The sequence below is a fragment of the Stenotrophomonas sp. YJH_SMC_27 genome, assembly GCF_059369815.1.
In genome coordinates this window covers 10976-22953 of sequence record NZ_JCAFTA010000015.1, presented here as the reverse complement: position 1 = coordinate 22953, position 11978 = coordinate 10976, and the positions used below count along the sequence as shown (strand labels likewise).

10 protein-coding genes are annotated in these 11978 nt (G+C 66.3%); 8 read left to right on the top strand and 2 right to left on the bottom strand.

Annotated elements, in window-relative coordinates; all coding sequences use genetic code 11:
- Positions 1 to 2 precede the first annotated feature (2 nt).
- Complete coding sequence (locus tag AC5P7R_RS18585) at positions 3 to 1352, top strand: purple acid phosphatase family protein (RefSeq protein WP_346484094.1); 1350 nt, start codon at positions 3 to 5, stop codon at positions 1350 to 1352.
- 10 nt (positions 1353 to 1362) lie between these two features.
- Positions 1363 to 1977: an inorganic diphosphatase gene (locus tag AC5P7R_RS18580; protein WP_478436405.1), complete on the top strand. Its 615-nt coding sequence runs from the start codon at positions 1363 to 1365 to the stop codon at positions 1975 to 1977.
- 19 nt (positions 1978 to 1996) lie between these two features.
- On the opposite strand, the gene AC5P7R_RS18575 is transcribed toward AC5P7R_RS18580, so the two are convergent.
- Positions 1997 to 2581, bottom strand: a complete 585-nt coding sequence (locus AC5P7R_RS18575; protein WP_478405755.1) for a hypothetical protein — start codon at positions 2579 to 2581, stop codon at positions 1997 to 1999.
- Between the two features lie 109 nt (positions 2582 to 2690).
- On the opposite strand from AC5P7R_RS18575, the gene AC5P7R_RS18570 reads away from it, so the two are divergent.
- Positions 2691 to 4106, top strand: coding sequence for a cryptochrome/photolyase family protein (locus AC5P7R_RS18570; RefSeq protein WP_459390246.1), 1416 nt, complete (start codon positions 2691 to 2693; stop codon positions 4104 to 4106).
- A 140-nt stretch (positions 4107 to 4246) separates the two neighbouring features.
- Positions 4247 to 4942, top strand: coding sequence for a YiaD family glycine zipper/OmpA-like lipoprotein (locus AC5P7R_RS18565; RefSeq protein WP_005416156.1), 696 nt, complete (start codon positions 4247 to 4249; stop codon positions 4940 to 4942).
- 222 nt (positions 4943 to 5164) lie between these two features.
- On the opposite strand, the gene AC5P7R_RS18560 is transcribed toward AC5P7R_RS18565, so the two are convergent.
- Entirely contained in the window at positions 5165 to 6196 is a 1032-nt protein-coding gene (locus AC5P7R_RS18560; RefSeq protein ID WP_005409107.1) for a LysR family transcriptional regulator, read from the bottom strand.
- Between the two features lie 146 nt (positions 6197 to 6342).
- On the opposite strand from AC5P7R_RS18560, the gene AC5P7R_RS18555 reads away from it, so the two are divergent.
- The 4 genes from AC5P7R_RS18555 to AC5P7R_RS18540 all read left to right on the top strand — a co-directional run bounded on the left by AC5P7R_RS18555 (position 6343) and on the right by AC5P7R_RS18540 (position 11953).
- A complete protein-coding gene (locus AC5P7R_RS18555) occupies positions 6343 to 6570 on the top strand; it encodes a hypothetical protein (protein WP_021203974.1) in 228 nt (75 codons plus the stop codon).
- Complete coding sequence (locus tag AC5P7R_RS18550) at positions 6567 to 7337, top strand: SDR family NAD(P)-dependent oxidoreductase (protein WP_019661222.1); 771 nt, start codon at positions 6567 to 6569, stop codon at positions 7335 to 7337. The genes AC5P7R_RS18555 and AC5P7R_RS18550 overlap by 4 nt, the downstream gene beginning before the upstream one ends.
- A 91-nt stretch (positions 7338 to 7428) precedes the next feature.
- Positions 7429 to 8655: an efflux RND transporter periplasmic adaptor subunit gene (locus AC5P7R_RS18545; protein ID WP_019661223.1), complete on the top strand. Its 1227-nt coding sequence runs from the start codon at positions 7429 to 7431 to the stop codon at positions 8653 to 8655.
- A 127-nt stretch (positions 8656 to 8782) separates the two neighbouring features.
- Positions 8783 to 11953 carry an efflux RND transporter permease subunit gene (locus AC5P7R_RS18540; protein ID WP_478436407.1) on the top strand — a complete coding sequence of 1057 codons (3171 nt, stop codon included), beginning with the start codon at positions 8783 to 8785 and terminating at the stop codon, positions 11951 to 11953.
- The last annotated feature ends 25 nt before the right edge of the window (positions 11954 to 11978 follow it).

The following is an 11978-nucleotide window of genomic DNA, read 5'->3' as shown; positions in this document are numbered from 1 at the left end:
TGATGCCTACGTTGGCACTGGGCCTGCTGCTGGCCCTCCCGTCGCTGTCGTTCGCAGCAGCCGAAGCCAATACCCAGGTGCCGGCGGGCAGCCGCCACTACGCGGCGACGACGGTACCTGACCGCATCGTCGCCTCCCCGTCGGCCGATCCCAGCCATGGGTTCGCCGTGGCCTGGCGTACCGACGGCAGCGTGCAGGCACCGCTGCTGGAGATTGCCCCCGCCGGGGATTCGCCCGCCATCGAGGGCATCCGCCAGATACACGCGACGACCCGCGCGCTGCAGACCGAGAACGGGCTGTCACACCACCATCGAGCAGATATCGATGGCCTGCAGCCGGATACCCTGTACGTCTACCGCGTGCAGGGCAATGGCAGCTGGAGCGCCTGGAACCAGCTGCGTACGCTGGCCGCCGCCGACCAGCCGCTGACCCTGCTGTACTTCGGTGATACCCAGAACAAGAACATCAGCCACGTCAGCCGGGTGGTGCGTGCCGCGCAGAAGGCTGCACCCGAGGCGCGCATGAGCCTGTTCGCTGGCGATCTGGTCAGTGGAGGTGATGGTGCCGATGACAGCGAGTGGGGTGAGTGGTTCGCTGCGACCAGTTGGCTGGCGCAGGAGACCCTGGTGGCGCCGGCCATCGGCAACCACGAGTACTTCGAGGAATTCGAGGACACCCCGCAGGAGCGCCGCGTGCTGGGCCGCCACTGGCCGGTGACGTTCGCGCTGCCGGGCAATGGTGCCACCGCCGCGCACCAGACCAGCTACTGGTTCGATGCGCAGGGCGTGCGCGTGGCCGTGGTCGATGGCACATCGGCACTCGACCTGGGCACCGCCAAGGCACAGGCACAGTGGCTGGACAAGGTACTGGGCGGCAATCGGCAGCCGTGGACCATCGTGCTGCTGCACCAGCCGTTCTACTCGCCGCGCGAAGGACGCGAGAACGCCGCGTTGCGTGACGTGCTGCTGCCGGTGGTGCGCCGCCACAATGTTGACCTGGTGTTGCAGGGCCACGATCACACCTACGGCCGCCGTGGCGAAGGGCATGCCGCAACCCCGCAGTACGTGGTGACCGTGGCCGGCCCCAAGCAGTACCGTCTCTCCGACGAGGCACGAAAGACGATGGATCCGGTGGCCGAGGACACCCAGCTGTTCCAGGTGTTGAACATCGATCCGCAGCGCCTGCGCTATGAGGCGCGTACCGTGACCGGTCGTCTCTACGATGCCTTCGAGTTGCGCCGCGATGCCAAGGGGGGCAAGCAGCGCACGGAGCTGACCGAAGGCCGCGTTACGCCACGCGACTGCCCGCGCGCACAGACCGCCAAGGGTCGTACCGACCGCTGCTGGGAATGAGGAGATGCCGATGACCACGCACCGCCGTATCGTTCCTCTCGCTGCCATCGGTGCGGCACTGCTGTTGCTGGCCAGTGCAGTGACCGCTGCCGATACCGCGCTGCACCCGTTCCTGGCCGACCAGCCGAAGCAGGCCCCGGATGAAGTTCACCTGGCGGTGGAGATTCCTGCCGGCAGCTTCACCAAGTACGAGATCAAGGAAGACGGCCTGGTGCATGTGGATCGCTTCCAGTCGATGCCGGTCGCCTATCCGGCCAACTACGGTTCGATGCCGCGCACGCTGGCTGGCGACAACGATCCGCTGGACGCGCTGGTGCTGACCCGTGAACCCCTGCATCCGGGCGTGATCGTGCGCTTCCGGCCGATCGGTTACCTGAAGATGATCGATGGCGGCGAGCACGACGAAAAGATCATCGGCGTACCGACCGACAAGGTCGACCCGACCTACGCCACGATCCGCGATCTGAAGGATCTGCCGGAGGTCGAGCGCCAGCGCATCGAGGCCTTCTTCCGGGTCTACAAGGACCTGCCGGCCGGGCGCAACCCGGTGCAGCTCAACGGTTGGGGCAACGCCGCCGAGGCGAGGGCACTGATCAGCGAAGCGATGAAGCGCTTCGAAAAGTAGATCCACGCCATGCGTGGATTCAGTCCAGCAACGTCTCGATGAACGATTCGGCCTGCAGGCGGTCGCCCAGTACCCGGGCCACCGCCTGTACTGCTGCCTCGTGGTGTTCAGGGCGGATGCCGCCATCATCATCGTCGTTGTAGAGGTCATCGCCGGCATCGAGGTATACCGTGCCCGCTGCAGCCAGAGCCGCCATCAGGGTCGGCACATCGGCGGTGATCTCGCCGGCATCCAGCAGGCCGGCACCGTGATGGCTGAACAGTACACGGCCATCGTTCAGGTCGAGGATGAACGGATCGGCGCTGCGATCGGCAATCACCAGCCAGTTCGATGGCCAGTCGTTGATCCGTTCGCCGCTGACGCCGTGCCATCGATAGCCGGCCTGCTGGCTCCACAGGCGTTGCAGTGGCGGTATCCAGACATCAAGGCCGGGAACGGTGATGCCGGCGCGGCCAACCCTGGCATTGATCTCTTCGCCCAGCGGCCCCACCTGCGCGTAAAAACGTGCCAGTACGGGGGGCAGCGGGAACGGGCCCTGCCAGTCACGCTCGTGCTGGGCATGCAGCAGCCCGAAGCGGGCGAATGAGGCGTGCAGATCATCCATGTCAGAGTCCAACGGGTAGCGGCCGTGCAGCCTAGCAGACGGCGTCTGCGCGCATCTCCTTCACTACCGCTGGCTATCATGTGCGCCTTCCACAACGAAGGCAGTGCCTGTGTCGGTAGCGTTGGTATGGTTCCGCCGTGATCTGCGGCTGCAGGACAATCCGGCCCTGCAGGCCGCGCTGGATGCAGGTCACGATGTGGTGCCGGTCTACATCCACGCGCCGCACGAGGAAGGCGAATGGGTGCCGGGTGCGGCCTCCGATGCCTGGCGCCACCGTTCACTGGCCGCGCTGGATGCGGACCTGCGCGCGCGGGGTTCCTCGCTGGTGCTGCGCAGCGGCGATAGCCTGCCGGCCCTGCAGTTGCTGATCGAGCAGGCGGGCGCCGAGGCGGTGTACTGGAACCGCAAGTACGAACCGGCCACCCAGCCCCGCGACGCGGCCATCAAGTGCACGCTGCGCGAGCAGGGCATCGACGCGCAGAGCTGCAATGGCAGCCTGTTGTTCGAACCCTGGGACATTGCCACCCAGCAGGGCCAGCCGTACAAGGTATTTACGCCGTACTGGCGCAATGTACTCAGTCATTGGCGCCTGCCGGCACTGCAGGCTGCACCGGAAGCACTGGCGCCGCACGCGGTCGACAGCCTGGCATTGGATGATCTCCAGCTGGCACCGACGCTGGACTGGGATACCGGCTTCTGGGAGCACTGGCAGCCGGGTGAAGCCGGTGCGCTGGAAGCACTGTCCGTCTTTGAAGACGGTGCCCTTCGCGGGTATCGCGAGCAGCGTGACCTGCCGGACCGTGTCGGGACCTCGCAGTTGTCGCCCCATCTGCACTTCGGCGAGATCGCGCCGTGGCGCATCGCGCAAGCCCTGGAAGGGCTGCGCAGTGCGGCCACCGATGCCGACATCGACGGCTACCTGCGCCAGCTGGGCTGGCGTGACTTCGCCTACCACCTGCTGCATCACTTCCCGAAGACGCCGACCGACAACCTCAACCCGCGTTTCGACCGTTTCCCGTGGGCCACTCCGAGTGCCACGCAGCTGCACGACTGGCAGCGCGGCAATACCGGCGTGCCGATCGTCGATGCCGGCCTGCGCGAGCTGTGGCACACCGGCTACATGCACAACCGGGTGCGGATGATCGTGGCCAGCTACCTGTGCAAGCACCTGCGCGCGCACTGGCTGCATGGCGCGCGCTGGTTCTGGGACACCCTGGTCGACGCCGACCTGGCCAATAACACCATGGGCTGGCAATGGGTGGCCGGGACTGGCGCCGATGCCGCTCCGTACTTCCGGGTGTTCAACCCCGTGACTCAGGCCGAGAAATTCGATCCGCAGGCACGGTACATCAGCCGCTGGGTGCCCGAACTGGCCGCGCTGCCGGTGAAGGCCCGGTTTGCGCCGTGGCAGCATCCGCTGCTGCTGGCGGCGCATGCCCCGGGCTATCCGCGTACGCCGCTGGTGGACCTGGCCGCGGGCCGCGACGCCGCATTGGCGGCATACCGCCAGTCGGGGGCGGGGTAAAGGGTGACCCGAGCGATCCGGTCAGTTAGCTGAACGCGGCCCTGTCGGCGCACCGGATCATCATCCCGACGTCGCATCGGGCTGTTTATTCTCTCTGCGCCCGCAAGCCGCCGGCCCGTCCGGAAACCAAGGAGAACCTCATGATCCGCAACACCACCCGCAACGTCGCACTGGCCCTGATGAGTGCGGCCGTCCTGTCGGCCTGCGCCACCGGCGGCTCCTACGTGCAGAGTGACCAGTACGGCAATCCGACCGAGCAGCAGAACCGCACTGGTCGTAACGCGCTGATCGGTACCGCCATCGGCGTGGCTGCCGGCCTGTTGACCGGCGACAGCGCCACCGAGCGCCGTCAGCACGCATTGATCGGTGCCGGTATCGGTGCGCTCAGCGGCGCCGCGGTCGGCCAGTACCAGGATCGCCAGGAACGCGCGCTGCGCGAGCGCACCGCCAACACCGGCATCGATGTGCAGCGCCAGGGCGACAACATCATGCTGAACCTGCCGGACGGCATCACCTTCGACTTCGGCAAGGCCACCCTGAAGCCGCAGTTCTACGGCTCGCTCAACGGCGTCGCCGGTACGCTGCGTGAGTACAACCAGACCATGATCGAAGTGGTCGGCCACACCGACAGCATCGGCAGCGACGCTGTGAACAACCGACTGTCGAAGGAACGCGCCGACTCGGTCGCCCAGTACCTGATCGGCCAGGGCGTGCAGAGCGTACGTATCGAAACGCTGGGCGCCGGCAAGGCGTATCCGATTGCCGACAACAGCACCGACGCCGGCCGTGCCAAGAACCGCCGCGTCGAGATTCGGGTGATTCCGCTCAAGCAGTAACGCGTAGCGTTATTGCTTGAGCCGGTCCGGCCATCGGCCGGAGCGAAAATGCCGCCCTTGCAGGCGGCATTTTTGTGGGTGCCGAGCGTTGCTCGGCACGCCGATGGCGTATGCGGAGTCTAGCCGTGCTCGACTCACCAGAGGCAGTCGAGCGTGGCTCGACGCTACAGAAACCGGCATCGCGCGCCCGGGTAGAGCCACGCCATGCGTGGATACCCCCGGCTACGCCGCCGAAGCGGCCACCTTCTCCAGGATCCGCTTGCCGCTGCTTTCCAGAGCGGCGTCTTCCTTTTCCTTCTGCTGCTGCGCCAGCTTCGCACCCGGGCACTGCGCCAGCATGTAATTGGCATCGAAGTTGAGCTTCTCGACCAGGAAGTCGACAAACGCACGCACCTTTGGCGAGACCAGGCGGCCGCCGGCGAACACGGCGTTGAAGTCCACTTCCGGGCCGGTCCAGCCGGCCAGCACGCGGCGCACCATGCCCGATTCAACGAACGGCTTGGCCATCACGTCGCCGGTCAGCAGCAGGCCTTCGCCACAGACCAATGCACCATTCAACGCAGACATGTCGTTGGCGGTCATCAGCGGGGTAACCGGGAAGTCGCGCAGTTCCCCACCGTTCTCGCCCAGCTGCCAGGTGAAGCGCGGCGAGTTGCCGGTGTGGTACGGCTTGCGCATCGCAAGGATGCGATGGAACTGCAGTTCTTCCGGATGCAGCGGCTCGCCGTAGCGCTCGATGTAGGCCGGGCTGGCGAACACCTGCGTCCGCAGGCTGCCCAGCTTGCGCGCGACCAGATTGGAATCGGGCAGGGCACCCACGCGCAGCGCCAGGTCCGCTTCACCGGCGATCAGGTCCAGCTTTTCGTTGCCCATGTGCATGTCCAGGCGGATCTCCGGGTACTGCGCATGGAACTGGCCCAGCAGCGGGGCGATCCAGGTGATGCCGATCGAATAGGGCACGGTGAAGCGCAGCCAGCCGCGCGGGCCGGACTGCAGCTGGCTCACCGCGCTTTCGGCCTCTTCAAGCTCGCGTGCGATGCGCTGGCAATGTTCGTGGTAGATCGAACCAGCTTCGGTCAGGCCGAGGCGGCGCGTGGTCCGGTGCAGCAGGCGCGCGCCCAGGCGCGTTTCCAGCTCCTGCACTTTGCGGCTGACCGTGGTCTTGGGCAGGCCGAGCGATTTGGCAGCGGCAATGAAGCTGCCTTGCTCGACCACTTTGACGAAGATCAGCGTCTCGTTGAGATCGTGGGACATGGTCGGGATCCTGGACGTCGGGGATGGGACAATCGTGACAGAACGATTGGACCGGGAGCGGGATGATTATTCCCCTTAATCAGGACTAATCAAGTAAAGGTTTGAGGTCTATCGTGGCGCCATTCGTTAATTGGAGCCCGTCCGCCATGAGCCTGCGCAACATTCTTGCCCGACTCCGGAACGCCGGCCAGAGCACCCTGGACCTGGCGATGACCGTCGAAGCCCGTCCGAGTTCCTTGGTAAACAAGGACTTTCGTGAGTTTACCGCGCCCATGCGTCAGCAGCGTGGCGGCGCCATCCGCTTGGCCCCCCACAAGGGTGACCGGCTGCGCCGGATCGGGACTATCCCGGATTTGGGAGGAAATGTCCCGTGAATGGGATACTGACGCCCGAAGTTCTGGTCCTCGGTGGTACCGGTGCCGTGGGCCAGGGCGTGGTCGGCGCCTTGCTGGAAGCCGGCAGTCCGGTGCTGGTGGTCGGTCGCGATCCGGGCCGGCTGGCTGCGCTGCATGAGCAGTTCGCCGATGAGCCGGGCCTGGAGACGCTGCTGGGTTCACTCAGCGATGACGGCTCGGCACGCGCCCTGGCCGAACGCATCGGGCAGCGCCCGCGTCCATTGGCCGCGGTGATCGCGGCCATGGGCGGGCCCTACCGTCGCGGCCGGGTGATCGACCGCAACGGCGAGGAGCTGCTCGGGGCCATGCAGGCCGACCTGATGCCGCATGTGCATGCGGTGCGCCACCTGCTGCCGTTGTTGCAGGACAACGTGCATGCGCGGCGCTATGTGATGATCGGCAGCCCGGCCAGCGCCAAGCCTTGGGCGGGCTACGGCGAGACCTCGATCACTACCGCCGCGCTGCGCATGTACGCGCAGGTGGTGCATCAGGAAGCGCAGGCGCTGGGCGTGCGCGCGCAGATGCTGGAAGTCTGCAGCCCGGTGTGTACCCCGGCCAACGCGGCCAACGCCTGCATCGAGTGGCCCAGCTCGCTGCTGGTCGGCCGCCGCGTGGTCTCGCTGCTCGATGGTTGCCGGGACAACCGCGCCATCGTCCGCTGCGACAGCAGCGATGCCGAACTGCCACGCGGCCTGCTGCACCTGGAAGTTCCCCCTTTGTGGCGCGATACCGCAGGCGTCGCTTGACCTCGACCAAGGTTGAGGTCGCAGTATGCGCCGCCGATTTTTGCAACACGTTCCCATATTGCTGTACCCCCCCTCCGTACGGATGCATGCCATGACTTCCCCCAATACCACCCCACATCGTTTCGGCCATCGCATTGCGATGGTTGGCGTGTCGATCCTCGCCGCGGCCGTGCTGGCGGCCTGCAGCGGCGGCCATGCCGAAGAGGCCGGTGCACCGCCGCCGCCGCAGGTCAGCGCCGCGCCGGTGCTGGTCAAGCAGGTCAGCCAGTGGGACGAGTTCAGCGGCCGCGTCGAAGCGGTACAGAGCGTTGAACTGCGCCCGCGCGTGTCCGGCTACATCGACAAGGTCAACTACGTCGAAGGCCAGGAAGTGAAGAAGGGCGATGTGCTCTTCACCATCGACGCCCGCAGCTACCAGGCCGAGTACGACCGCGCAGCCGCCGAGCTGGCCCGTGCCCGCACCCAGGCCAGCCTGGCCCGCAGCGAGTCCGAGCGTGCCAAGCGGCTGTCCGAGCAGCAGGCGATCTCCACCGAGACCGCCGAGCAGCGTCGCGCGGCTGCCGACCAGGCGGGGGCTGCCGTGCAGGCCGCGCAGGCGGCCCTGGATGCAGCCCGGCTCAACCTGGAATTCACCAAGGTGCGCGCGCCGATTGACGGCCGTGCCGGCCGCGCGATGGTCACCGCCGGCAACCTGGTCACTGCTGGCGACAGCGCCAGCGTGCTGACCACGCTGGTCTCGCTGGACACGGTGTTCGTCTACTTCGATGCCGACGAGAGCACTTTCCTGCGCTACGCCCAGATGGCGCGCAAGGGCGAGCGCCCGAGCGAGCGGGACAGCGAGCTGCCGGTGAAGGTCGGCCTGTCGGGGGAAGAGGGCTATCCGCACTCGGGCAAGGTCGATTTCCTCGACAACCAGGTGGCGCGCAGCACCGGCACCATCCGCGTCCGTGCGCTGCTGGACAACGCCGACCGCCAGTTCACACCGGGCCTGTTCGCCCGCGTGCAGCTGCTTGGCAGCGGCCAGTTCCAGGCCCTGCTGATCGACGACAAGGCCGTGCTGACCGACCAGGACCGCAAGTACGTCTATGTGGTCGACAAGGATGGCAAGGCCCAGCGCCGCGACATCCAGCTCGGCCGTACCGCCGACGGCCTGCGCATTGTCGAGCATGGCCTGGCCGCAGGTGACAAGGTCATCATCGACGGTGTGCAGAAGGTCTTCATGCCGGGCATGCCGGTGCAGGCCAAGGCGGTGGCCATGCAGCCACCGGCCGCAAAGCCCGCACCGGGCCGCGATGCCACCGCTGCGCTGAACCACTGATCCGCCCGCTCCTGATCCGCGTCCCCGCTTAGCTGCCGGCGCCAGCGGCAGCCTTCCCTGCCTTCGTCATATTGGCGAGGGGCGGGGCGGCTGTTGCCCGCCGAATGCCTTTCCCAGGAATTCCTCCATGGACTTTTCCCGCTTCTTCATCGACAGGCCGATCTTCGCGGCGGTGCTGTCGATCGTGATCTTCGCCGCAGGCCTGATCACGATTCCAATCCTGCCGATCAGCGAGTACCCCGAAGTGGTGCCGCCGTCGGTGGTCGTGCGCACGGTGTATCCGGGCGCCAACCCCAAGGTCATTGCCGAGACCGTTGCTACCCCGCTCGAAGAGGCGATCAACGGCGTCGAAGGCATGATGTACCTGAAGTCGGTTGCTGGCTCGGACGGCGTGCTGCAGATGACCGTCACCTTCCGCCCGGGCACCGACCCGGACGCGGCGGCGGTGAAGGTGCAGAACCGCGTGGCGCAGGCACAGGCACGCCTGCCCGAGGACGTGCGCCGGCAGGGCGTGACCACGCAGAAGCAGTCGCCCACCTTCCTGATGGTGGTGCACCTGACCTCGCCGCAAGGCAAGTACGACACTCTGTACCTGCGCAACTACGCGCGCCTGCACGTCAAGGATGCGCTGGCGCGTATTCCGGGCGTGGGTGACGCGCAGATCTTCGGTGGCGGCGATTACGCCATGCGTGCCTGGCTGGACCCGGACAAGGTGGCGTCGCGCGGCCTGACCGCCAGCGACGTGGTGCGCGCCATGCGCGAGCAGAACGTGCAGGTGTCGGCCGGCCAGCTCGGCGCCGAACCGCTGCCGGACAGCAAGTTCCTGACCCTCATCAATGCCCAGGGCCGGCTGAAGACCGAAAAGGAATTCGGCGACATCGTGCTCAAGAGCGGCACGGATGGCGAGATCGTGCGCCTGTCCGACGTGGCCCGCCTGGAACTGGGCGCGGGCGACTACACCCTGCGCTCGCAGCTGGACGGCAAGAACGCGGTGGGTATCGGCATCTTCCAGTCGCCGGGTGCCAACGCGCTGGAAATCCGCGACCAGGTCATCTCGACGATGGACGAGATGCAGAAGACCATGCCGGCCGATGTGAAGTACGAAGCGGTGTATGACACCACCATCTTCGTGCGCGACTCGATCAAGGCCGTGGTCTCCACGCTGCTGGAAGCGATCGCCCTGGTGGTGCTGGTGGTGATCCTGTTCCTGCAGACCTGGCGTGCGTCGATCATTCCGTTGATCGCGGTGCCGGTGTCGGTGGTGGGTACCTTTGCCGCGCTGTACGTGCTGGGCTTCTCGATCAACACGCTGAGCCTGTTCGGCCTGGTGCTGGCGATCGGCATCGTGGTCGACGATGCGATCGTGGTGGTGGAGAACGTCGAGCGCAACATCGAGGAAGGCCTGTCGCCCACTGCGGCGGCACACCAGGCCATGCGCGAAGTGTCCGGCCCTATCGTGGCGATCGCGCTGGTGCTGTGCGCCGTGTTCGTGCCGATGGCGTTCCTGTCCGGTGTCACCGGCCAGTTCTACAAGCAGTTCGCCGTCACCATCGCGATCTCCACGGTGATCTCGGCGATCAACTCGCTGACCCTGTCGCCGGCCCTGGCCGCGCGCCTGCTGAAGGCCCATGGTGCGCCGAAGGACGGCCCGAGCCGCCTGATCGACAGCCTGTTCGGCTGGGTGTTCCGTCCGTTCAACCGCTTCTTCAAGTCCAGCTCGGAGAAGTACGAACGTGGCGTGGCCCGCATCCTCGGCCGTCGTGGTGCGGTGTTCGTGGTCTACGCGATCCTGCTGGTCGGTACCGGCGTGATCTTCAAGCTGGTGCCGCCGGGCTTCATCCCGACCCAGGACAAGCTGTACCTGATTGCCGGCGTGAAACTGCCGGAAGGTTCGTCGATCGCACGCACCGATGAAATGCTGCGCAAGGTGGCCAAGATCGCCCAGGAAACCGATGGCGTGGCCCACACCATCTCGTTCCCGGGTTTGAATGCACTGCAGTTCACCAACACGCCCAACACCGGTGTGGCGTTCATTCCGCTCAAGCCGTTCGCCGAGCGCCATGGCCGCACTGCCGCGCAGATCAACGCCGAGATCAACCAGAAGATCGCTGGCCTGCAGGAGGGCTTCGCGTTCGCGATGATGCCGCCGCCGATCCTCGGCCTGGGTAACGGCAACGGCTACCAGATGTTCATCGAGGACCGCGGCAACCTGGGCTACGGCGCACTGCAGAATGCCGTGCAGGCGATGCAGGGCACCGTTGCGCAGACCCCGGGCATGGCCTTCCCGATTTCCAGCTACCAGGCCAATGTGCCGCAGCTGGATGCCGAGGTGGACCGCGTCAAGGCCAAGGCACAGGGCGTGCAGCTCACTGAGTTGTTCGACACGTTGCAGACCTACCTGGGTTCGGCCTACGTCAACGACTTCAACCAGTTCGGCCGTACCTGGCAGGTGATCGCCCAGGCCGACGGTCCGTTCCGCGAGACGGTCGAGGACATCGGCAAGCTGCGCACCCGCAACGATCGTGGCGAGATGGTGCCGATCGGTTCGATGGTCACCATCAAGCAGACCTTCGGCCCGGATCCGGTGCTGCGCTTCAATGGCTACCCGGCAGCGGACCTGGCCGGCGAGGCCGACCCGCGCCTGCTGTCCTCGGCCGAGGCGATGACTAAGCTGACCGAGATCGCCGGCAAGGTACTGCCGGTCGGCATGACCACCGAATGGACCGACCTGAGCTACCAGCAGGCAACCCAGGGCAAGGCCGCCTTCATCGTGTTCCCGGTGGCGATCATGCTGGCCTTCCTGGTGCTGGCCGCGCTGTACGAGAGCTGGTCGCTGCCGCTGGCGGTGATCCTGATCGTGCCCATGACCCTGCTGTCGGCGCTGTTCGGCGTGTGGCTGACCGGTGGTGACAACAACGTGTTCGTGCAGGTCGGCCTGGTGGTGCTGATGGGCCTGGCGTGCAAGAACGCAATCCTGATCGTCGAATTCGCCAGAGAGCTGGAGATGGGCGGCAAGGGCATCGTTGAAGCCGCGCTGGAAGCCTGCCGCCTGCGTCTGCGCCCGATCGTGATGACCTCCATCGCGTTCATCGCCGGCACCGTGCCGCTGGTGCTGTCGCACGGCGCAGGCGCCGAGGTGCGCTCGGTAACCGGTATCACCGTGTTCGCCGGCATGCTGGGCGTGACCCTGTTCGGCCTGTTCCTCACCCCGGTGTTCTACGTGGCACTGCGCAAGCTGGTTACCCGCAACGGTGGCGGCCAGCTGGTGCAGCATGGCGAACCGACCATCCATCACTGACATGGAACCCCGCCGCCGCCGGCTA

Excerpts from the sequence above, each read along its gene's own strand:
- AC5P7R_RS18585 (WP_346484094.1), top strand. The coding sequence starts at position 3 with ATGCCTACGTTGGCACTGGGCCTGCTGCTGGCCCTCCCGTCGCTGTCG.
- AC5P7R_RS18580 (WP_478436405.1), top strand. The coding sequence starts at position 1,363 with ATGACCACGCACCGCCGTATCGTTCCTCTCGCTGCCATCGGTGCGGCA.
- AC5P7R_RS18575 (WP_478405755.1), bottom strand. The coding sequence starts at position 2,581 with ATGGATGATCTGCACGCCTCATTCGCCCGCTTCGGGCTGCTGCATGCC.
- AC5P7R_RS18565 (WP_005416156.1), top strand. The coding sequence starts at position 4,247 with ATGATCCGCAACACCACCCGCAACGTCGCACTGGCCCTGATGAGTGCG.
- AC5P7R_RS18560 (WP_005409107.1), bottom strand. The coding sequence starts at position 6,196 with ATGTCCCACGATCTCAACGAGACGCTGATCTTCGTCAAAGTGGTCGAG.
- AC5P7R_RS18555 (WP_021203974.1), top strand. The coding sequence starts at position 6,343 with ATGAGCCTGCGCAACATTCTTGCCCGACTCCGGAACGCCGGCCAGAGC.
- AC5P7R_RS18545 (WP_019661223.1), top strand. The coding sequence starts at position 7,429 with ATGACTTCCCCCAATACCACCCCACATCGTTTCGGCCATCGCATTGCG.
- AC5P7R_RS18540 (WP_478436407.1), top strand. The coding sequence starts at position 8,783 with ATGGACTTTTCCCGCTTCTTCATCGACAGGCCGATCTTCGCGGCGGTG.